This is a genomic window from Nocardia niwae NBRC 108934 = DSM 45340 (genome assembly GCF_001613465.1).
Lineage (GTDB): Bacteria > Actinomycetota > Actinomycetes > Mycobacteriales > Mycobacteriaceae > Nocardia > Nocardia niwae.
Window position 1 is genome coordinate 162,441 of record NZ_BDCK01000002.1, and the last position, 21,973, is coordinate 184,413.

Consider the following 21,973-nt stretch of genomic DNA (forward strand, 5'->3'; position numbering starts at 1 on the left):
GGCGCTTGCGGGGGGCGAGCCGCTCGGGTCGTGACCGGCCTGCTCCCCTGCTGGTGGTCCGCCCTGGAAGTCGGCACGGGCCTCCGACGACGCTCTGCGCTGCGGCAGCACGGCCGGCGACAGCAGCGCCGCGAGGGTCGAGTTGCGGATCGAAGCGGACACGACGGCGCACGCCCGCGTCGGCGCGGCGGCCACACTAGCGTTTGCGCAGGTCATGCCGAGAAACAAGCCGGGTTCACGCGGGCCGGCGCGGGGTAATCTCGGGGGTATCGCCGTGCGTCGTTCTCAGGAGGTCATCGTGCCTTGCGATCTGATGCTCATCGCCTACGACGGCTCCGAGAACGCCAAGCGCGCCGTCACCTACGCTGGACGGTTCCTCAGCGCCGAGCGAGCCATCGTGCTGACCGCCTGGGAGCCCATGGTGCGTCAAGCCGCTCGCCTTTCCGGGCTGTCGGGCGTCATGCAACCGGAATGGGTGCCGGACGACGAGATCGAGGACATCGCCTACGTCGACGCGCGCGCCATCAACGCCGAGGGCGTGCGACTGGCCGAACTGGCGGGCCTGAACGCCGAGGCTCGCACCGCCGAATGCACCACCACCATCTGGAACGCCATCGTCGACTGCGCCGACGAACTGGACGTCGACATCATCGTGGCGGGCACCCGCGGCGCGACCGGGATCCGCGCGCTGCTGCACAGCAGCGTCGCCGACGCCGTCCTCAAGCATTGCCACCGTCCCGTATTGCTCGTCCCGCCCGGCAAGGACTCCTGACCCGCAGACCGTGAGATGTGGATCGCTCCAGCGTCTCGGGGCGCGGCACCGGGGTTAGGTTGGGGTCATGGATGGGTTCCTGCTTGCTCGGGCCGACGGGGTTGTTCGTGGTCACGGGAGCCGAGCCCGCTTCGACGACGCGCGCCTGGCGCAAACCGCGTTGCGCGAGGGCAGCGCGCGGCTGATCGTCGGCGCGCTGCCCTTCGATCCACGCGAGCCCGCCGCGCTGAGCGAGCCGGAGCGCGCGGTGCACACCGCGGGGCCGTGGCGGCCCGCCGCGCTGCCCGAACTGCCCGCGGTGCGGGTGGTGACCGAGCTACCGAGCCCGGCCGAGCACGTCGCGCGGGTGACGAAGCTGGTCGAGCAGCTCAACGATCCCGCGCAACCACTGCGCAAGGTGGTCGCGGCGCGGTCGGTGCTGGCCGAGGCACAGGCCGCGCTCGACCCGGAAGTCGTCGCGGCGCACCTGCTGACCAGGCATCCGCACGCGAACGTCTTCGCGGTCGACCTCACCGCGGCCGGGCGCGCCGGTGCGACGCTGGTGGGCGCGACGCCCGAAGTGCTGATCGCCCGGCAGGGCGACCTGGTGACGCTGCGCCCGCTGGCGGGCACCGCGCCGCGCCCGGCCGATCCGGAGGCCGATGCCGCGCAGGCCAGGGAGTTGCTGGCCAGCACCAAGAATCGCGAGGAACACGCGTTCGTGATCGACTGGATCCGGGAGCGGCTCGAGCCGATCTGCGCCGAACTGTCGATCCCGGAGGGCCCGGAGCTGGTCAGCACCCACGAGGTGTGGCACCTGGCGACGCCGATCACCGGGCGTCTGCGCGACACCGCGATCACCGCGCTCGACCTGGCGCTGCTGCTGCACCCGACGCCCGCGGTCTGCGGCACGCCCACCGATCTGGCCCTCGAGACCATCACGCGCATCGAGGACGACCGCGGCTTCTACGGAGGAGCCGTCGGCTGGTGCGACGCGCAGGGCGACGGCGCCTGGGTGGTCGCCATCCGCTGCGCGGAACTCTCGGCCGACGGCCGCACGGTGCGGGCGTACGCGGGCGGCGGCATCGTCGCGGCCTCCGATCCGCAGGCGGAGCTCGACGAGACCACCGCGAAACTGCGCACGCTGCTCGGCGCGCTGCACTGCGCTCTGCCCACCCGCTGACGCGTCCGGCTCCGGCCGATTCGGGGTGGTCGCCACGTGCTCGGCGACGATCCGGCCGGAGAATCCGCGGCCTGAACGCATACAAATACCGGACGTCCTGCTAGGTTGACCGGGAACGTGCCTGCATCGACGTATTGGAGTACCGCGATGAAGTTTGCTGTCCCGGGTGTTGCGAGTGCTGTCGCGGGCGCCGTGCTGGGCGTGCTCAGCGTCTTCCTCATCACCATCGCGGTTCAGCAGAACTCGCGGCCCGAGATCGATCGCAGCGGTGACAAGGACTCCTCGCTGCTGAACAACGTTGAGTACGGCAGCCGCTGACCCGCTGACCTCCGCTTCACCCGCCGACTCGCTCGGATCGTCCGGGGCGCCGGGGCAGCACAGCACCGCGCCACTGGGCAGACGCTGGTTCGCCGCGACCGTCGTCGTGGCGTTCCTGCTCACCTTCGTGCAGGCGCCCGGACTCACGGTCGCCGACACCAAATACGACCTGGCGCAGAATCCGCTCGGCTTCCTCGAACGCGCGAGCCATCTGTGGAGCAGCCAGGCGCCGATGGGCCAGGTGCAGAACCAGGCCTACGGCTATTTCTTCCCGCACGGCGCGTTCTTCTCGCTCGGCCATCTGCTGGGTGTGCCCGCCTGGGTGACGCAACGGATCTGGTGGGCACTGCTGCTGCTCGCCGGATTCTGGGGAATCGTGCGCCTGTGCGAGGCGCTCGGCATCGGCACGCGGGGGTCGCGCGTCGTCGCCGCGCTCGCGTTCGCGCTGTCGCCGCGCGTCCTGACCACCGTCGGGTCGATCTCCTCGGAAACCCTGCCGATGATGCTCGCGCCGTGGGTGCTGCTCGCGCCCGCCGCGCTCGGCGTCGCCGGGCACGCCCGGCGGCGGGGCGGGGCCGCCTCGCCCGCGGGCAGTGCGCTTGCGCTGGCGCTGATGGGCTCGGTCAACGCGGTCGCGACAGTGGCCGCCTTCCTGCCCGCGCTGCTCTGGTGGGGGTCCTATCGGCCCGACCGCCGGTGGTGGCGCTTCACGGCGGCGTGGATCCCGCTGCTGGTGCTGGCCACCTTCTGGTGGGCGGTGCCGCTGCTGCTGCTGGGCAAGGTCAGTCCGCCGTTCCTGGACTACATCGAGTCGTCGGGGGTGACCACGCAGTGGGCCTCGCTCGGGGAGGTGCTGCGCGGCACCGACAGCTGGACGCCGTTCGTCTCGCCGGAACGCATCGCGGGTGCGGTGCTGGTGACCCAGCCCGCGGCGGTGCTCGCGACCGGGCTGGTCGCGGCGGCGGGCATGGCGGGCCTGGCTCTGCGGTCCATGCCGTACCGGGGCAGGCTCGTGCTGATCCTGTGTGTCGGGCTGGTCGGCATCTGCGCCGGGTTCGTCGGTGAGCTGGGCGGACCGTTCGCCGAGTCGGTGCGCGTCTTCCTGGACTCCGGCGGCGCCCCGCTGCGCAACGTGCACAAGCTGGAGCCGCTGATCCGGATCCCGCTCGTGCTGGGGTCGGCGCAGCTGCTGGCCCGGGTTCCACTGCCCGCCTCCGTACCGCGGAAGGTCTGGCGCAGCGCCTTCGCGCATCCGGAGCGCGACCGCGCGGTCGCCGTCGCGGCGCTGATCCTGACCGCCCTCGCGCTGTCCACCTCGCTGGCCTGGACCGGCAAGCTCGCGCCCCGCGGCGCCTACGACCGGGTGCCCGAGTACTGGCAGCAGACCGCCGAGTGGCTGAAGGACAATGCCGCCGACACGCGCGCCCTGGTGGTGCCGGGCGCGCCCTTCGGCAGCCAGGTCTGGGGGCTCACCCGCGACGAACCGCTGCAAGCGCTGGCCGAGACGCCGTGGGCGATCCGCGACGCGGTGCCGCTGAACCCGCCCGGCACCATTCGCGCGATGGACTCGGTGCAGCGGCTCATCGCCGACGGCAGGCCGTCGGCGGGACTGGCCGCCACGCTGAGCGCGCAGGGCATCGGCGTCGTCGTCCTGCGCAACGATCTCGATCCGGAGACCTCGCGTTCGACCCGGCCGATGCTGGCCCACCAGGCGCTCGACGGGTCGCCCGGGCTGCGCAAGGTGGCCGAATTCGGCAGTCCGATCGAATCGGTGGTGATCGCCGACGACCTGGTCGCCGACGGTGACCTGCGCCCGCCGTACCGGGCGGTCGAGATCTACCGCGTGCAGGCACCGGCGCTGGGGACGCCCGCCGAGGTGCGCGGCGGAACCGGTGCGCCGGAGGCGTTCACCGGCGCGTATACCGTCCCGCTCGCACAAGTCCCGGTGGTACAGGGCGGACCGGAAGTACTCGAGCGGATGCGCCGCGACCCCGATCCGGCCCGGACGCCCGCCCTGCTCGCCGCCGACGCGATCAGGGCAGGGCTGCCGCTCGGCCCGGTGACCGTCACGGACACCCCGATGGATCGCGAAGCCGATTTCGGCCGGGTGGACAACCACAATTCGGCCTTGCGCGCCCCCGATGACGCACGCCGCACCTTCAACCTGGTGCCCGACTATCCGGTGCCCGGCGCCGAGCTGGTGCGCGGCGAATGGTCGGGCGCCACGATCACCGCCTCGAGTTCGGCCGCGGACGCCACCCAGCTCGGCGGCGCCGCGCCGGGCAGTTCGACCGCGGCCGTCGTGGACGGCGATCCGGCCACCGCGTGGATCAGCAACGGCACCGAGCACGCGCTCGGGCAGTGGCTGCGGCTCGATCTCGACCGCCCGATCCAGGCCGGGCAACTGAACCTGACCACGAGTTCGGCCGCCATCGGCGACCCGGTCAAATGGATCGAGGTGCGCACCGCGAACGGCACCGTCTCGGTCCGGGTGTCCGAACCGGGTGCGCCCGTCTCGGTCTCCCTTCCCGCGGGCCGCACCGAATGGCTGACCATCACCGCCATTCGCACCGAGAACGGCTCCAGCGGCGGGCAATTCGGCCTCAGCGAACTCGCGCTGGACGACTATTCGGCGCGCAACGCTCCCGTTCGCGTCGACATCCGTCATCGCACCGTGGTGCCGTCCGCTCCGGCCGGTGCGCAGCTGAGCGGCTGGGATCTCGGGCAGGAATTCCCCGGCCGCAGCGCCTGTTTCGACGCACCCGATCGGGTGCGCTGCAGCAAAGGTCTCGCCTTGGCGCCGGAGGAACCCGGAACGTATCAGCGCACGCTGACCGTCCCGGAACCGATGTCGGTCGCTCCGGAACTGACCGTCCGCACCAGGCAGGGCCCGGCCCTCGAGGCGCTGCTCACCGACCACGCCCGGCCGGTGGCCCGGGGCAAGGCCGACGTCGGCGACTTGCGGGGCGCGGCTTTCGCCGCGACCGACGGCGACCCCCGCACGAGCTGGACCGCCCCGGAGGACTCGGTCCGCGAACCGACCGCGGGCAGGCCGACGCTCACCCTCGAGCTGCCGGAGCCCACGCTGGTGACCGGTCTCGAGCTGACCCCCTCCCTCGGCGGCCTGCCCGCGGCGCCCACCTCGGTGACGGTGAACCTCGGTGACGGTCCGCAGGTGCGGGAGCTGGACGACGACGGGCCGGGCACGCCCACACGAATCTCCCTGCACCCCACCGTGACCGACCGCATCGAACTCAGCATGCGGACGTGGCGGCCGGTGCTGGACAAGACCGCGCTCGGCTTCGTGCAGACCCAGCCGCCCGGCCTGGCGGAGGTGACGGTGCTGGGGCCGGACTACCCCGCGGCGGCTCCGCTGGACCGCGAGCTCACCGTCCCGTGTGAGCTGGGGCCGACGATCGACGCGGGTGGGCGGACCCTGCGCACCACGGTCACCGCCACCGTCGGCGAATTGCGCTCCGGCGCGCCTGTTCCCGCCCGGGTGTGCGCCGACGACGCGACCGGGGCGCCCGGCGAACTCGCGTTGCCGCAGGGCCGTGCCGACGTGGCGGTCGGGCCGACCGACCTCTTCTTCGTCGATCGGCTGCGCTTGCACCGCGGCGGGACGGACGCGTCCGCCGCACCGGTACCGGACCCGGGCGCCCGGCTGCTCGTGCTGCCGTTGAGCACCAATGTCGGATGGCACGCGACCAGCGCGGACGGGCGGGTGCTCGACCCCGTGGTGGTCGACGGCTGGCAGCAAGGCTGGCTGCTGCCCGCCGATGCCACCGGCCCGGTGACGATCGCCTTCCCGGTCGATCGCTGGTATCGCCTCGGCATCTTCGGCGGCCTGCTGCTGCTCCTGCCGCTCATGGTCCTGGCCGTCCCCCGTCGCGCGCGGCCGGATGCCGCCCGGGTCGAGGCGGACGGAGCGGAGACGGATGCGCCCTCGGGCGCCGCGGCGCCCGGCACCTGGGGCAGGCGCTGGCTGGGCGCGGTCGGGCTCACCGGTGCGGCCACCGTGATCGCCGGTCCGGTGGGCGCCGCGGGCACGGTGATCGCCTTGGCCGCGACCCGTTTCACGCCTTATGTCACCGCGCGCGTGCTCGTCGTGGTGGCGGGCTTGGGCACCACCCTGTCCGCCGCCGCCCTGTCGAGGGGCCCTTGGCGCTCACCCGACGGTTATCTGGGTGGCTCCGCGCTGGTGCAGCTGCCCGCGCTGCTCGCGATCATCGCGGTGGGCATCGCGGCGCTGCCCCGGTCGAAACGCGCCGATCGGGCCCGGGTGAGCAGGCCCGACGACCCTCATTCCGGGGCACCCGAGCACTGACCGGTCGCGCCCCGCACCGGCCCGCGACCCCGGCCCACACACACGCGCGGGCTCCTCGCTCGGCCGGACGCGCATTCGCCGTGCGCCGCAAGAGCACTCGTTGCTAACGTGACCCCGCGTGAACACCTGTGCCGAATGCGGTTTCGTCTACGACTTGGCTTCGGCGGCCGACGTGCCGTCGCTGGCGCGGGAGCACGCCGTGGAATACGCCGACCTGCTCGGCGCCGACAGCGCCAAATTGCGCGAGCGCGGCAAGCCCGATGTGTGGTCACCACTGGAGTACGCCTGCCACGTGCGGGATGTGCTGCTGGCGCAACGCGAGCGCGTGCTGGCCGCGCGCCGTTCGGACAACCCTCCCGCCACGGCGATGGGCCGGGACGAGCGAGTCGAGCACGACGGGTACGCCGAGCAGAATCCCGCCGATGTCGCCCGCCAGATCCGCGATGCCGCCCTATTGTTCGCCAACGTGCTCGAGCGCCTCGGCGACGACGACTGGGAGCGGACCCTCGGTTTCCCCTACCCCGAACCCGCGGATCGTTCCCTGCGCTGGCTCGCGCTGCACACCCTGCACGAACTGCGCCACCACCTGCTGGACATCCACCGGCAACTCGACGGCTGAACTCGCGAGCCGCCGATCAGGGCGCGGGCTCGGGTTCGGAACTTCGGCGCACCCGGTCCCGGTCGCGCACCCAGCGCCGCACCGGCTCCTCCACCAATGCGTAACTGGCCGCCGCGACCGGAAGCGTGACGCCGATCGTGAGGACCAGGATGTAGCCGAAATCCCCCTGGAACGGCAGCAGGCCGAAGACCGGGAACACGATCGACAGCACCGCGAGGTGCCAGATGAAGATCCCGTACGACCAGCGTCCGAGCGCCGCGGCCACCGGCGACTCCAGCCAGCGGTGCCCGCGCGCCGCCGGGTCCCGCAGGACCAGCGGCGCGAGCAACGCGAACCCGATGATCGCGCCCAGGCCCATCTTCACCACGTACTGCCAGGGTTCGGCCCGGGTCAGGCCGGCGGGACCGGCCAGATCGGTCGCCGCGAGCAGGAAGGCCGCCGCCGCGACAGTCCACATCAGTGGCTGATTCGCCCCGACTTTCCACCATCGTGATAGCCGAACGCTATGTTCGGCTAGTTCAGCGAGGATCATGCCCCCGGCGAACCAGGGCAGATAGCCCGGCAGCCAGTTGTCAGCGTGGATCGCGTCGGGCGTCGGCACCGGAATCAGGTTCCAGCCGAGGCTGATGACAGCGACGACGAGCAGCACCGGTACCCGCCACCGAGCCACGGGGCCGCGCAGGCGCACCAGCGCGAACGCCAGCAGGGGCAGCACCAGATAGAACGCGACCTCCACCGACAGACTCCACATCTGGGTCAGGCCGTCGGTGAGCGTGAGGGGCACGAAAACCTGCAGCAGCGCCAGGTTCGACATCCAGACCCGCGGTCCAGCGGTCCCGGCCGCGGCGGGCAGCAGCAGCAGGACCGCGCACACCACCACCCAGTACGCGGGCAGGATGCGCGCGGCACGATGACGCAGGTAGTAGCCGACGGGTGGGGCGGTGTCGAGCCCGCGCGCGGCCGCGGCGTGCGGCCGCCAGAGCAGGAACCCGGACAACGCGAAGAAGACGGCCACCGCCATGTCGAACCGGCCCCACACCCGGCCGATCACCGGGGTCCCCGCGGCGCCGGTCTGGAAGGCCACGTGGGTCAGCAGCACGCCGAGCGCGGCCATTCCACGCATGCCCTCCAAGGCGGGGACGAAGGCACGCGGGCGCACCCGTTCGGTCGCGGGGGCGGCGGTGGGCAGGGTCGCTGTCATCGGGCTCCAGTCTGCCTTGACGAATCCACAGTTGATAACCCGACGTTTCAGATTTCGCGCTAGACTCGGGCGATTTCTCGGCCGTTTCGGCCTCGACGGCGCATGGTACGACATCGGACTGTTAGTGTCGGGGCTCACGAGTGCCGCGGCCTGCCCGCAGTACTCGCCGGAGCGACCTGTGTTCTACGACGAGGAGAGTTTGCATGGCACTGAGTGCCGGTACCAGAAGGACGGTGGCCTGCCTGCTCGTGGGTCTCGGCGCGTTGCTGATCGTCGCCGCAATCATGATCCCGACCTACACCGTCGACAAGCTGGCCAAAACTCCCCTCGACCTGGAGATCACCACGATCGCCACGAACCAGCAGGGTGAGGACAGCCTGGTGCTCGACGCCAAGTCGCTCACCGCTCCGGACGGCTCGGCCAAGGTCGACACCAATGTCCCGCTGGTCTCGCAGCGCTTCCTCACCGTCGAGGATCCGGCCGACGCCGAGCAGATGACGGTGCAGGCGGGCCAGACGCTGCGGCGCATCGACAAGCAGGGCGACACCGGCCTGCTCACCGCCACCATCGATCGGGTGACCATCGACCGGGTGACCGGCGAGCCGGTCGCCAAGGAGCCGAACGGTTCCATCGCGGTGACCACGAACCCGCAGGGCGAGAGCATCGCCGAGCCGGTGCAGCACACCGGTCTGCAGTACCGGTTCCCGATCGGCACCGAGAAGAAGACCTACCCGTACTTCGACCTCAACGTGCGCAAGACGTTCGACGCCAACTTCATCGAAGAGACCGAGATCAACAACACGAAGGTCTACCACTTCCAGATGTCGGTGCCCGCCACCAGCCTCTGGGACGTCGTCCAGGCGCCGACCAACCGGTTGAGCCTGCCCGCCGCCAAGTGGGGCGTCGAGGGCGGCGAGGCCCCGGTTACCATGACCCGCTACTACACCAACACCCGTGACCTGTGGGTTGAACCGCAGACGGGCACGGTCGTCAAGGGTGGCGAGGCGCTGCACCTCTACTACTCGCGCACCGCGGACAAGCCGGAGGTCACCGCGCTGAAGTCGCACATCGTGTTCGACGAGAACACGGTCGAGTCGCAGCTCGCGGTGGCCAAGGAGAACATCGACAAGCTGTCGCTGTACGGCCGCGTGCTGCCGATCATCCTGGGCGTGCTCGGCGTGATCGCGCTGATCGCCGGTGTGGTCCTCGGCATCCGGGGCGGCTCGGCTCCGACGCCCGCGCGGGCCGGTGGTCCCGGCCAGCGTCCGAGCGGCGCGGCGTCCGCCGCCCCCGCTCCCCGCGTCAACCGCGGTGCCGACGACGCGCCGACCGAACAGATCCGGATCCACAAAGAACCCTGATCGACTGAGCGCACCTGACTTCGGCTCCCCCGCCTTCCGGCTGGGGAGCCGAAGTCGTTTCCGGGCCGCTACTGTCCGGCGAGCGGATAGGCCACCGGATGCCGCGGCTGATACAGCAACATCGTGCCCGCACCCGGCACGCGCAGGTCCACGCAGCGGCCGAAGCCCCGCTCGGCGACCTCGCCCTCGAACTGCGCTGCGGCGCCGGATCAGCCGACCGGGCGCAGCGGTTCGGGGCGCGTCGTGTGGTCGGCCGCACGCAGGACGATGACGGCCACCACGACCGTGGTGGTGGCCGCGACCGACACGGCCGTGACGATCAGCGCCGGAATCGAGCGGGCCAGCGACAGCATCAGGGTGACTTCGACGACCAGCCCCAGCCAGGCGACCAGCGCCAGAGACGTGCGGTCGACGGCGATGGCCGAGAGCACCGCGCCTTGCAGCACGGCCAGCAGTGCGCCGTGCAGTGCGAACAGCCACAGCAGTCCCTGGATCGGGGCATAGTCCGCACCAGCCAGCAGCGGGGCGAGCGGCGCGGCGAGCGCGGCTCCGAGCACCGCGACGAGGCCGATTCCGCTGAGCACCGCCAGCGCCGACCGGATCGCGCTCGCCGAGTGCGCGGGCTGCGCCATCCGCGGGTAGAGCACGACACCGACCGCCTGCGGCAGCCAGAACGCGATCTTGGTGGCGATCGTGCCGAGGGCGTAGCGGCTGGCGTCCACGTCGTCCAGCACGATCCGGACCACGATCAGGTCCGCCGACGACAGCGCCATCATGGCCGCCTGCACCTGGGCGGCTCGCAGGACCGGCAGCACACCGGGGGCCGCGGCGACCTCGCCCGGCTCGAGAGCGCGGGCGCGCGCGGACGGCGCACCGGCGACGATCCTGGCCAGCAGCGCCGCCACCGCGATCCCGCCGGCCGCCGCCCACAGGGCGAGCGTCGCGCCGCCGCCCAGCGCGAGGACCACCAGCGCGGGCGCTACCCGGGCGATTCCGGCGGCGCCGAGCACCGCGCCCAACGCTCGGAACCGCTTGCCGCCCTGCAACACTCCCTGCTCACCGGACAACAGCACCAGCGCGGGCGCCGCACCCAGCGCCGCCGCGGTGGCGGCGACTCCGACGTTCAGCGTGACGGCGACCAGCGGCACCAGCACCGCGGCCACCAACGCGACGATCACCGCACACCGCCACTGGAGCCCACGCAGCGCCGCCGTTCCCGCACCGCGCACGAGTTCTCTGGCCACCACGTTCTGCAACGCCAGCGCGGGCACCGCGCACAGCAGCTGCACCGCGAGCAGACTCGCGAACTCGCTGTACCCGGTCACCCCCAGCCACCGCCCGGCCAGCAGCTGCAGCAGATACCCGGCGACGTTCGCGGTCATCGCACCGGCCGTCACCCACGTCAGATCCGCCACCACGGGGAACCGACGGACAGCAGACACGCCGCCCATCGTCCCACCCGCGCGACCGGTCCCCCTGCGCGCCCCGCCGGACCACGACACCGAATGCGCCCGGCGCGCGAGGCCGCTGGATCGGCGGCGATGATGATCGGGACGTACAGTGCTCAGGCGTGAGCGGGAGCAGTCGGACTCGAGCGGTGGTCGCGGCATACAGCGCGGCCGGAGCGCTGCTCGTCGCAGGGCCATTGCTCGCGCCGGGACATCTGCTCTTGCGGGACGCGGTGAGCACCCCGCGCAGTTATCCGACCGATGCGGCGCTGGGTCTCGGCGACGCCGCGCCGCGGGCGGTGCCGCAGGACGCGCTGCTGGCCGCGCTGTCGCCGTTCGTCGACGGCGGGCTGGTGGTCAAAGCGATTCTGATCGTCGCGCTCTGGGCCGCGGCCTACGGAGCGGCGGCTCTCGCGCGCGAACTGCTCCGCGCGTCGCTGGCCCCGCAACTGGTCGCCGCGACGGTCGCGCTGTGGAACCCGTACGTGGCCGAGCGCTTGCTACAGGGACACTGGAGCCTGCTCGCCGGCTACGCCGCACTGCCCTGGACAGCGCTGATCGCCTACCGCCTCCGATCGACGGCCACCGCGAAGCGGCGTCAGCGGGTGCTGTCGAACACCCGGCCGGAGCCCCCGAACGACCTGACCGCACCGGCCGAACCACCTGTAGCCGAACACTTCACCCCACCCACCGACACGACGGAAATCCCAGGACGGGCCACCCCGGCCAAATCGATGCCGGGCACACCCGATCACTCCAGCGCGTCTGCCCCGGCCGATACCGCCGAGTCCCACTGGCCCGCTGAACGAACCGCACCGGCCGAACGACCGCTAGGCGCATCCGGTCCGTCCGCTCCCCTCGGCCCCGCACCGTCCCACACGGCGGGCCCGGGTCGGTGGACTCGGCGCATCGCCGCGGCGGCACAGCGCGGGGACATTCGGACCGCATCGTCCTGGGCCGCGCTGGCCGGATCGCTCGCCGCCGCGGGGCTCACACCCACGGGAGCGCTGCTGGCGGGCGTGACCGCCTTCGCCCTGGTGCATCGACGTCAACTCTCCGCGACGCTCGCGCTCTGGCTGGCCGCCTCCGCGCCCTGGCTCGCCGCGACCGCACTGTCCGGCGCCGGCGCCGAGCCGTCCGATCCCGCGGGCATCGCGGCCTTCGCCGCGCGGGCCGAACCCGGTCTTGGCACGCTCGGCAGCCTGGCCGGTCTCGGCGGGATCTGGAACTCCGAGGCGGTACCGGACTCGCGCACCACGCCGCTGGCCGCACTCGGCACCCTGGCGCTGCTGGCGATCGTCGCGCTGGGTGTGCGGTCGGTGGCCACCGGCGGCGCCGACCCCGACAACCGCCACGTCCGCCGGGCATCGCTGCTGCTCGCGGCTGTCGCGATCCTGTTTCCGGCGCTCGGGGCGACGGCGTGGGGCATGCACGCACTGGAGTGGCTGGTCGCCCACGTGCCCGGTGCGGGTCTGCTGCGCGACACACAGAAGTACGCGGCCCTGGCCATGCCCGCCTACGCCCTGTGCGCGGCGGCGGGATGCGCGGTGACGGCTCTGCGCCCGGCCCCCGCACACGCGAGCGCATCGGCGAACCGGCCCGCGCCCGCGCCCCGTGCCGTGACGACGACGGTCGCCGCGGTATTCGTCGCAGTTCTGGTCCTGCCGCTCTACGACCTCGCGTGGGGTGTCGGCGGTGCCGTTCGTCCGGTGCACTATCCCGCCGGTTGGCAACAGGTCGCCGACCGGATCGATGGCCCGGGCGACATCGCGGTGCTCCCGGGCGGGATGTTCCGCAAGTTCCGTTACAGCGGCGCCGCACCGGTGCTCGACCCGGCTCCACGCATGCTCCCCAACGACGTCCTGCAGACCGGGGAGCTTCCCGTGCGCGGCCGTACGGTCTCCGGCGAAGGCAACCGCGCAAGAGCCGTGGAGACTCTCCTGCTGCACGGCGGCTCCCCCGCGGACCTGGCCCGCCACGGAGTGGGCTGGATCCTGGTCGAACGAACCACCCCCGGACCGCTCGGCGAATCGGCGTCCACCCTCGCTCGACTCGAACGGGCCTACGACGACGCAGACCTCACGCTCTATCGCGTCCCGGGCGTCGTCGAACGTGGTGAACCGACGACCACGCAACGCTCCGTCGCCGCCACGGCCCACCTGCTCTGGGGCGCGTTACTGGTCGCGGGCCCCTTGGCCGCCCTCGGCACGCGCGCCCGAGTCAGGGCGAAGGCACACTCTGCGCTGCGCGGATCGCATCGCCGGTAGCGCTCCGCCGACCCCCGCACCGCACGACGGCCGCCGCGTGACCGTCGGCGACAACAGCGCGAGCCACCACCACGAGCGAAACCGTCGCCCTGTGGTTCAGTCGGCGGTACGGGGCGCGAGCAGTCCGGTGACGTGCTCGCCGCGGGCAGCCGCGGCCAGCACTTCGTACACACCGTTCCCGGTCTGCTCCCACGAGAATTCGCGGGCGCGGGCGCGCGCCTTCTCCCCCATGACCGTGCGCGCGCCGGCATCGTCCAGCAGATCGCCTACGGCATCGGCCAATTGGGCTACGTCGTCGACCAGGATGCCGGTGGCGCCGTCGACGATGGAATCGGTGAGGCCGCGCGAACTCCGGTAGCCCACCGTCGGGACGCCGTGCTGAGCGGCCTCGATCACCGCCAGCCCCCATCCCTCTTTCCGGGAAGGCAGCACATGCACCCACGCGCGGGCCAAGAGTTCGTGCTTGCGGCGCTCGTCCACGTGTCCGTGGAAGGTGACGGCGTCGGCGATGCCGAGGTCACGGGCGTTGTCCCGCAGGTTGTCCGCCCACCACCCGTCGCCGATCACGTCGAGGCGAAGACCCGGTACGCGGTCGCGCAGCCGGGCCACGGCCGCGAGCGCGTCCTCGATCTGCTTGTGCGGCACCAATCGGGACAAGACCACGACAGTGGGTGCGGCAGAGCGGGTTTCCGCGGCGCCGGTGGGCGCGTCGGCTGGAACAGGTTCAGCGCCGTTGCGCACCACCGCGATTCGCGAGCGGTCCACACCCAGCGTGGCCAATTCCTCCGCCGACGGCAGCGAAACGGTGAGGTATTGATTGCGCCGGTGCACCCGGGGCGACAGCCGCGACTCGATCCACCAGCCGATGCGGCCGACCAACCGGCCCGCCACCGGCCACTGCTCCCGGTGGCCGTGGTGCACCAGCACCACCGATGGCGCCGCGGTGACGGCGGCGGCGAAGAACGGGATGCCGTTCTGGGTGTCGATCACCGCGTCCGGCCGCACGCCGCGCAACGGGCCGAGACCGATCCTGCCCAGCAGCAGCGCGCCCAGCGCTCGCGGGTACACCGTGTAGCGTCCGCCCGCCCTGCTGATATCGATGCCGTCGACGCGCTCCCGCCGCGGCGCCCCGGGGTAGCCGGCGGTGCGCAGGGTGACCTTGACCCCGCGTGCCGCGAGCTGCGCGCCGACCTGTTCGAGGTACCGCTCGCTGCCGCCGCCCTGCGGGTGCCCGGTGTCACGCCAGCAGAGCAGGAGGACTTCGCGCACGGTGGAGCTTCTCTCGGTCAGTAGGTCCCGGTGGGAACGCCGGATGTCGCGCTACACCCTAACCCGAGCACCCGCCCGAGATGCCGAGCATCGGGGTTGTGCGAAACTCGGCGCCGTGCTCGAAGCCGAAAAGACGCCGACCCGCGGCAGCTCGCCCCGGTTCGCCCGCCGGGCGACCCTGCGCCGGTCGCTGCGCCTGCTCGGCAGCTTCCGGTTCGAGCAGACCGACCCGGCGCTGTTCTACGGGGGTCTGGCCGCCGACAGCGCGGCGATGATCGGCGACTTCTACGCCGACCTCACCGGCCGGTCGCTGCGCGATGCGACGATTCTGGACGTGGGGGGCGGGCCGGGCTACTTCGCAGACGAGTTCGCCCGCACCGGCGCACGCTATATCCCGGTCGAGCCCGATCCCCGGGAGATGCACGCGGCGGGGCTCTCGGTGGCGGGCGCGGTTCGCGGGTCCGGGATGGCCCTGCCGTTCCGCGACGACGCGGTGGACATCTGTTTCTCGTCGAACGTCGCCGAGCACGTCTCGAAGCCGTGGCTGATGGCCGACGAGATGGTGCGGGTGACCAGGCCGGGCGGGTTGGTCGTGCTCTCCTACACGGTGTGGCACGGCCCGTTCGGCGGGCATGAGACCGGGCCGTGGCACTACCTGGGTGGCGAGTACGCCGCGCGCCGGTACCGGCGCAAGCACGGACACGAACCCAAGAACAGGTTCGGCACGTCGCTGTTCGCGGTGCGGGCCGCAGACGGATTGCGCTGGGCGGCAAGCGCTCCGGCGGAGGTGTACACGGTGTTTCCGCGCTACCACCCCCGCTGGGCATGGTGGTTGGTCAGGGTACCTATGGTGCGTGAGTTACTTGTGAGCAATCTGGTTGTGGTGGCAACCAAAAGTTAGCCGAAGTAAGGCTCCAGCCATCCTCGGCGCCAGTGCCGCTTCCCGCACGGGGCGTGCACGGGCTCGCTCCACGGCGATTCGCGCATAGCCAACCCGACGGTCTCGAGGGTGGTGAGGCCGACCAGATCGGCCAGCATCCCCACGGCGGCCACCGCCTCCGCGGCCTGCATAGCCGCCGTCGCCTGCTCGATCGTCAGGGTGCGGCCGGGTAGGAAGGAGACCACCCACCCGCCGCTGCCGACACACTTAGCCTGATGCTCGGTTTGATCACTGGTCATCAGCGACCGGCCGATCACTTGCACCGCCATGACTCGGACTCCCCAGTTTGCGGTAACGGTTCGGTAATGGAGCGAGCTGATATGTCGCTACAGCATCCCCCTTCCAGCAACAGAACGCAATAGTGCGTTCTGCGAAAAGCGAACCGAGAGGTCGGGATTCACACTGGTCAGCGCACGGGCGGCGCGCAAAACTGGAACAGGTTACAGACATAGGGCGGGCAAAACTGTAACGTGTTCTCATGCATTACGACAGCTTGTTCATCGGCGGCCGCTGGACCGCGCCAGCCACCGCCGAGCGCATCCAGGTCATCTCGCCGGCCACGGTCGAACCGGTGGGCAGCGTCCCCGCGGTGAGCCGGGCCGACGTCGACGCCGCGGTCGCCGCGGCCAGGCACGCCTTCGACCACGGCCCGTGGCCCGCCACGCCGCCGAAGGAGCGCGCCGAAGTGCTCACCCGGGCGGCGCGGCTGATCGAACAGCGCTCCGCGGATCTGCTCGCCGCGCTGACCGCCGAAGTCGGCGCGCCGCAGATGATCGCCATGACGCTGAACCAGCTCCCCGCGGTCGCCGCGCTCGATGCCTACGCGGCCCTGGCGGAGTCCTTCCCCTGGTCGGAGACCCGGGTAGGCGGGTTCGGCACCACGCGAGTCACCCGCGAGCCGCGCGGTGTCGTCGCGGCCGTGACCGCGTGGAACGTCCCGCTGTTCCTCGCGGTCAACAAGCTCGCGCCCGCCCTGCTGGCCGGTTGCACGATCGTGCTCAAACCCGCCCCGCTGACGCCGCTCACGGCGAACCTGGTCGCCGACATCTTCACCGAGGCGGGCCTGCCCGAAGGCGTGCTCTCAGTGCTGCCCGCCGAGCCCGACGCGGCCGAGTACCTCGTCTCACACCCCGGCGTGGACAAGGTGACCTTCACCGGAAGCACCGCCGTCGGCCGGAAGATCGGCGCCATCGCCACCGGTCAGCTCAAGAGCGTCTCGCTCGAACTCGGCGGCAAGTCCGCCGCGATCCTGCTGCCCGACATGGACGTCGCGGCCGGTATCCCGGTGCTCGCGTTCTCCGGCCTGATGAACAGCGGGCAGGGTTGCGTCGCGCAGACCCGCATCCTCGCCCCGCGTAGCCGGTACGACGAGATCCTCGAGGCGCTCGTCGAACACGTGAAGACGATGAAGGTGGGCGACCCGAACGACCCGAGCGTGCAGCTCGGCCCCCTGATCTCCGAACGCCAGCGCGACCGGGTGGAGGGCTACATCGCCAAGGGCAAGGCCGAAGGCGCGCGTCTCGTGCTCGGCGGCGGCCGCCCGGAGGGGCTGGACCGCGGCTGGTTCGTCGAGCCGACGATCTTCGCCGACGTGGACAACAAGTCGACCATCGCCCAGGAGGAGATCTTCGGGCCGGTGCTGTCGGTGATCCCGTACGAGACCGAGGACGAGGCCGTGGCCATCGCGAACGACTCCGTCTACGGTCTCGCGGGCTCGGTGTGGACGACCGACGTCGAGCACGGCGCCGAGATCGCAGCGCGGGTGCGCACCGGCACCTACGCGATCAATTGGTATGCGTTCGATCCGAGTTCGCCGTTCGGCGGCTACAAGGCCTCCGGGCTCGGACGCGAGAACGGCCCGGAGGGTCTCGATTCGTTCTGCGAGCAGAAGTCGCTGCTCATGCCGCTCGGCTGGACCGGGTGATCAGTCCGGTGGCATGACCACCCGCAGCAGCGGCGCACGGTTGCCGTATCGCCGGGGTGACGCGTCGACGATCTCGACGCGCCACCCCGGCGGCAGCACTGCCAGTAGCCGCCCCGCGGCCCGGCGCAGCGGGGTACTCGCGGCGGCGAACTCGAATTCGGCCACCGTGGGGGTAAGGGACGTCGCCGTCTCCAGATCGGCCATGCTCCATCCACCTCTCACGTCGATCTCGCCGTGCGCCGCGGCATCGCGGGTCCGATGTCGGTAGGGAAGTCGTTCAGTCGATCAGTTAACCGTCAGTAATCCGACTGGGTGGTGCGGAAGGAAGAACACGCCAAGCATAAGTTACGAGTGCACGGAATCTCTCATCAAGATCATTACCCCGTTCCGCACCCGGCTAAACCCTTCGATCCATGGTAATTTCGCGGATTCGCGGCCGAAGCCGCAACAGCCGGGGCGCGACGCCGACCGCAGGCCACTGCCACGCTTCCCTGAACAGCCACTCGCGCAGCGGTATTCGCGATCGCGCCAGCGCACTAGCCGCCCATCGATCGGCGATACGCGGCGGGTGTGGCGCCCGTCGCCGCTCGCAGGTGCACGCGCAGCGCGGTGACGCTGCCGAATCCGGCCTCGGCCGCGACGATTTCCACTGGCAAACGCGTGGTTTCCAGAAGTTCCCGGGCGCGAGCGGTGCGCTGAGCGTCCAGCCACCGCCGCGGCGTGGTGCCCACTTCCGCCTTGAAGCGGCGGATGAAGGTGCGCTCGCTCATCAGCGCGTGCGCGGCCAGCGCCGAAACATCCGTCGCGGCACTGGGTTCGGCGACCGCCCAGGCCAGCGTCGCGGCAAGGCCGCCGTCGGCGGCACGGGCGCCCGCCCCCTCCGGAATGTACTGCGCTTGGCCGCCCTCGCGGTGCGGGGCGGTGACGTTCCACCGGGCCAGCTCCGCCGCCGCGTGCGCGCCCAGTTCGCGGCGGACGATGTGCAGGCACAGATCGAGGCCCGCCGACAGTCCGGCCGAGGTCAGCACATCACCGTCGTCCACGTACAGCGCGGTGGGATCCAGCCGAACCGCCGGATACAGCTCGGCGAACTCGCCGCAGTAGGCCCAGTGCGTCGTCGCCCGCCGACCGTCCAAGAGCCCGGCCTCGGCCAGGACGAACGCGCCGACGCAGATGCTCACCATGGTCGCGCCGCGCGCAGCCGCGCGCCGCAACGCGGCCAGCGCCTGCGGCGGTGTCGGCAGCGTCGGAATGGCGATCCCGGGCACGACGACCACATCCGCTTCCGCCAGCGCCTCCAGGCCGTGCTCCACCCGCAGTTCGAAGCCGTTGGGCGTCCAGACCGGCCCCGGCCGCAACCCACACGTTCGCATCTCGAACCCGGACGGCTCCCCGGTCTTCCCCGGCCCGTGCCGGAACGCCTGCACCGCGCAGGCCAGGTCGAAGGCCATCACTCCATCCAGCGCGAGCGCCACCACTTGCTTCATCACTCGCAGTTTGACACGAATCCACGCATAACTGTCATTTCCGCCACTCGTCCTGGATCCGGTCGCACACTTGACTCCAAGTGCACACCTAGTTCCGACCAGAAGGAGGGCATCGTGGCCGCACCGACGGGCTTCGACTGGGCATGGGCCACCCGCACCGGGGGCGCGTTGTCGAGGGAGCAACGCCGCAGATTGGCCGTCGCGACCGCGCGTACGTTGCCCGCCATGGCGCCCGATCGGATCCGGATCGCCCTTGGCCGGCGCGGCCGCGGGAAACTGGAGTTCGCCGGTCTGCGATTACCGGATTCCAAGCTCGCCGTCGCGGCGGAGACCGAAGCACGCGAGTCGTTGTCGCCGCACGTGTTGCACCATTCGTTGCGGACCTACTACTTCGGACGCGTCCTGGCCGACCTCGACGGCGCCGCCTATGACGACGAACTCGTGTACGTCTCTTGCCTGCTGCACGACCTGCAACTCGAACGCCCCACGCCTGGAAGATGTTTCGCGGTTGTCGGCGGCGAACGAGCGGAAGCGATCGCACTGGGCGCGGGCGCACCGCCGCAGCGGGCGGAAGCGATCGGCGCGGCGATCGCCGCGCACATCACGCCCGGCGTCGCCGACGATCTCGGCGATCCCGGCGGCTTCGTCTCCGCGGGAGCGTCGGTGGACGTGCTCGGGACGCGGCTGGCGGAGCTGGACCGGGATTGGGTCGCCGAACTGCTGCGGCGGCACCCGAGGCAGGCATTCAAGCGGCACGTGATCGCGGCTTTCCGAGCGGAGGCGAAGGCGATGCCGGAGGGCCGAATCCATTGGCTCGACCGCGCGGGCTTTCTCGCCATGATCCGCCTGTCCCCGTTCGACGAATAGCGCCGCCGCTCGGGCACATTCCCCGCATCGCGCGCAAAACGTTTGTCGCGCAGAACAAAACGCCCGCACCATCTGCCAGATGGTGCGGGCGAATGCTACTTTGGGTGGAGTGTCAGCCCAGACGCTGCTTGAGCGCCTCGAACTCGTCACGCACGCCGGAAGGCAGCTTGTCTCCGACGAACTCGAACCACTCCTCGATGAGCGGGATCTCCTTGCGCCACTCCTCGGCGTTCACGGCGAGCGCCTCGTCGACATCCTTGGGCTCGACGTCCAGCCCGTCCAGGTCGAGCTGCGCGGCGGTGGGCACGTTGCCGATCGCGGTCGCCTCGGCCTGCGCGGAACCCTCGATGCGGCCGACGATCCACTCCAGCACGCGGGAGTTCTCGCCGAAGCCGGGCCACAGGAAGCGGCCGTCCTCGCCACGACGGAACCAGTTGACGTAGAAGATCTTCGGCAGCTTGGCCGCATCGGCGTTCTTGCCGACGTTGATCCAGTGGCCGAGGTAGTCACCGACGTGATAGCCCAGGAACGGCAGCATGGCCATCGGGTCGCGGCGCACGGTGCCGACCTTGCCCTCAGCGGCCGCGGTCTGCTCGGACGACAGCGTGGCGCCCATGAACACGCCGTGCTGCCAGTCGAAGGACTCGGTGACCAGCGGGACGGTGGTCTTGCGGCGACCGCCGAACAGGATCGCCGAGATCGGCACGCCCTGCGGGTCGTCCCACTCGGGCGCCAGGATCGGGCACTGCGCCATCGGCGTGCAGTAGCGGGAGTTCGGGTGGGCGGCCAGCGTCTCGGTCTCCCGGAGGTACCAGTCGTTGCCCTTCCAGTCGATCAGGTGATCGGGCTCGCCCTCCAGGCCCTCCCACCACACGTCGCCGTTGTCGGTCAGCGCGACGTTGGTGTAGACGGTGTTGCCCGCCTCCACGGTGGCCATGGCGTTCGGGTTCGAGCTGCGGTTGGTGCCCGGCGCGACGCCGAAGAAGCCGAACTCGGGGTTCACCGCGTAGAGGCGGCCGTCCTTGCCGAAACGCATCCAGGCGATGTCGTCGCCCAGGGTCTCCGCGCGCCAGCCCGGCACGGTCGGCTGGATCATCGCGAGGTTGGTCTTGCCGCAGGCGCTCGGGAACGCGGCGGCGATGTAGTACGCCTTGTTCTCCGGGGAGATCAGCTTGAGGATCAGCATGTGCTCGGCCAGCCAGCCCTCGTCGTGGGCCATCGCCGAAGCGATCCGCAGCGAGTAACACTTCTTGCCGAGCAGCGCGTTGCCGCCGTAGCCGGAGCCGTAGCTCCAGATCTCCCGGTCCTCGGGGAAGTGGGTGATGTACTTGGTGTCGTTGCACGGCCACGGCACGTCGGCCTGGCCCTCGGCCAGCGGCGCGCCCACGGAGTGCAGCGCCTTCACGAACGGGCGGTCGACGCCCAGCTTCTCCAGGGCGGCGGCGCCCATGCGGGTCATCACGCGCATCGACACCACGACGTACTCCGAGTCGGTGATCTCCACGCCGAGCTTCGGGTCGTCGGCGCCCAGCGGGCCCATGCAGAACGGCACCACGTACATGGTGCGGCCCTTCATCGAGCCGCGGTACAGCTCGGTCATCGTGGCGCGCATCTCGGCCGGGTCGACCCAGTTGTTGGTCGGGCCCGCGTCGGCCTCGGTCTTGGAACAGATGAACGTGCGGGACTCCACCCGGGCCACGTCGGAGGGATCGGAGAGGGCGAGGAAGGAGTTCGGCTTCTTCTTCTCGTCCAGGCGCTTGAACGTCCCCGCCGCCACGAGCTGCTCGGTCAGCCGCTCCCACTCTTCGTCGGAGCCGTCGGCCCACACCACTCGATCCGGCTGGGTGAGTTCGGCGACTTCTTGTACCCAGGCGAGTAGTTCGCTGTGCTCGGTCGGCGCCTTGCCGTCGGATCCACGAAGACCAGGAATGGTCGCTGACGTCATGAAAACTCTCCTGAGATGGGCGGCTATCGCTGCTTCGCCGCCTGGCCCTAGGCCCATGACCAGCGC

At 71.1% G+C, this 21,973-nt stretch carries 17 protein-coding genes; 10 read left to right on the top strand and 7 right to left on the bottom strand.

Going from position 1 to position 21,973, the window contains the following annotated elements:
* Nucleotides 1-298 precede the first annotated feature (298 nt).
* The 5 genes from NNI01S_RS01215 (at nucleotide 299) to NNI01S_RS01230 (ending at nucleotide 7,198) form a co-directional block, all read left to right on the top strand.
* The gene (locus tag NNI01S_RS01215; protein WP_157114537.1) at nucleotides 299-772 is read left to right on the top strand and encodes a universal stress protein; all 474 of its coding nucleotides are present in this window, start codon (nucleotides 299-301) and stop codon (nucleotides 770-772) included.
* Between the two features lie 67 nt (nucleotides 773-839).
* On the top strand, nucleotides 840-1,934 hold the full coding sequence (locus NNI01S_RS01220) for an isochorismate synthase (protein ID WP_063016569.1): 1,095 nt from the start codon (nucleotides 840-842) through the stop codon (nucleotides 1,932-1,934).
* A gap of 147 nt (nucleotides 1,935-2,081) precedes the next feature.
* Complete coding sequence (locus tag NNI01S_RS33170; protein WP_084488349.1) at nucleotides 2,082-2,252, top strand: DUF2613 domain-containing protein; 171 nt, start codon at nucleotides 2,082-2,084, stop codon at nucleotides 2,250-2,252.
* Nucleotides 2,233-6,579, top strand: coding sequence for an alpha-(1->3)-arabinofuranosyltransferase (locus NNI01S_RS01225; protein ID WP_084488350.1), 4,347 nt, complete (start codon nucleotides 2,233-2,235; stop codon nucleotides 6,577-6,579). The genes NNI01S_RS33170 and NNI01S_RS01225 overlap by 20 nt, the downstream gene beginning before the upstream one ends.
* A 118-nt stretch (nucleotides 6,580-6,697) precedes the next feature.
* A complete protein-coding gene (locus NNI01S_RS01230) occupies nucleotides 6,698-7,198 on the top strand; it encodes a DinB family protein (RefSeq protein WP_174554341.1) in 501 nt (166 codons plus the stop codon).
* 16 nt (nucleotides 7,199-7,214) lie between these two features.
* Here NNI01S_RS01230 and NNI01S_RS01235 read toward each other — a convergent pair whose 3' ends face one another.
* A complete protein-coding gene (locus tag NNI01S_RS01235) occupies nucleotides 7,215-8,399 on the bottom strand; it encodes an acyltransferase family protein (protein ID WP_063016571.1) in 1,185 nt (394 codons plus the stop codon).
* Nucleotides 8,400-8,602: 203 nt separating this feature from the next.
* Here NNI01S_RS01235 and pgfA point away from each other — a divergent pair, with 203 nt between their 5' ends.
* Nucleotides 8,603-9,760: a cell envelope lipid trafficking protein PgfA gene (gene pgfA, locus NNI01S_RS01240; RefSeq protein WP_063016573.1), complete on the top strand. Its 1,158-nt coding sequence runs from the start codon at nucleotides 8,603-8,605 to the stop codon at nucleotides 9,758-9,760.
* Between the two features lie 209 nt (nucleotides 9,761-9,969).
* Here the strand turns inward: pgfA and NNI01S_RS01245 are convergent, their stop codons facing one another.
* Nucleotides 9,970-11,211, bottom strand: a complete 1,242-nt coding sequence (locus NNI01S_RS01245) for a hypothetical protein (RefSeq protein ID WP_063016575.1) — start codon at nucleotides 11,209-11,211, stop codon at nucleotides 9,970-9,972.
* A gap of 119 nt (nucleotides 11,212-11,330) precedes the next feature.
* On the opposite strand from NNI01S_RS01245, the gene NNI01S_RS35835 reads away from it, so the two are divergent.
* A complete protein-coding gene (locus NNI01S_RS35835) occupies nucleotides 11,331-13,475 on the top strand; it encodes an MmpA family trehalose lipid delivery protein (RefSeq protein ID WP_245675931.1) in 2,145 nt (714 codons plus the stop codon).
* Between the two features lie 96 nt (nucleotides 13,476-13,571).
* On the opposite strand, the gene NNI01S_RS01255 is transcribed toward NNI01S_RS35835, so the two are convergent.
* A complete protein-coding gene (locus NNI01S_RS01255; protein WP_063016579.1) occupies nucleotides 13,572-14,744 on the bottom strand; it encodes a glycosyltransferase family 4 protein in 1,173 nt (390 codons plus the stop codon).
* A gap of 115 nt (nucleotides 14,745-14,859) precedes the next feature.
* Between NNI01S_RS01255 and NNI01S_RS01260 the strand changes: the two genes are divergently transcribed.
* The gene (locus tag NNI01S_RS01260; protein ID WP_063016581.1) at nucleotides 14,860-15,645 is read left to right on the top strand and encodes a class I SAM-dependent methyltransferase; all 786 of its coding nucleotides are present in this window, start codon (nucleotides 14,860-14,862) and stop codon (nucleotides 15,643-15,645) included.
* Here the strand turns inward: NNI01S_RS01260 and NNI01S_RS01265 are convergent.
* Nucleotides 15,642-15,953 carry a hypothetical protein gene (locus NNI01S_RS01265; RefSeq protein WP_063016583.1) on the bottom strand — a complete coding sequence of 104 codons (312 nt, stop codon included), beginning with the start codon at nucleotides 15,951-15,953 and terminating at the stop codon, nucleotides 15,642-15,644. The two genes, NNI01S_RS01260 and NNI01S_RS01265, sit on opposite strands and share 4 nt — an antisense overlap.
* Nucleotides 15,954-16,162: 209 nt before the next feature.
* Between NNI01S_RS01265 and NNI01S_RS01270 the strand changes: the two genes are divergently transcribed.
* On the top strand, nucleotides 16,163-17,608 hold the full coding sequence (locus NNI01S_RS01270; RefSeq protein WP_063016585.1) for an aldehyde dehydrogenase: 1,446 nt from the start codon (nucleotides 16,163-16,165) through the stop codon (nucleotides 17,606-17,608).
* On the opposite strand, the gene NNI01S_RS01275 is transcribed toward NNI01S_RS01270, so the two are convergent.
* Nucleotides 17,609-17,812: a hypothetical protein gene (locus NNI01S_RS01275; RefSeq protein WP_063016587.1), complete on the bottom strand. Its 204-nt coding sequence runs from the start codon at nucleotides 17,810-17,812 to the stop codon at nucleotides 17,609-17,611.
* A 332-nt stretch (nucleotides 17,813-18,144) separates the two neighbouring features.
* Complete coding sequence (locus NNI01S_RS01280; RefSeq protein WP_063016589.1) at nucleotides 18,145-19,095, bottom strand: GlxA family transcriptional regulator; 951 nt, start codon at nucleotides 19,093-19,095, stop codon at nucleotides 18,145-18,147.
* Nucleotides 19,096-19,209: 114 nt separating this feature from the next.
* Between NNI01S_RS01280 and NNI01S_RS01285 the strand changes: the two genes are divergently transcribed.
* Nucleotides 19,210-19,962 (top strand): HD domain-containing protein, encoded by a 753-nt coding sequence (locus NNI01S_RS01285; protein ID WP_063016591.1) that lies wholly within the window; start codon nucleotides 19,210-19,212, stop codon nucleotides 19,960-19,962.
* A 112-nt stretch (nucleotides 19,963-20,074) separates the two neighbouring features.
* Here the strand turns inward: NNI01S_RS01285 and NNI01S_RS01290 are convergent, their stop codons facing one another.
* A complete protein-coding gene (locus NNI01S_RS01290; RefSeq protein ID WP_063016593.1) occupies nucleotides 20,075-21,907 on the bottom strand; it encodes a phosphoenolpyruvate carboxykinase (GTP) in 1,833 nt (610 codons plus the stop codon).
* Nucleotides 21,908-21,973 lie beyond the last annotated feature (66 nt).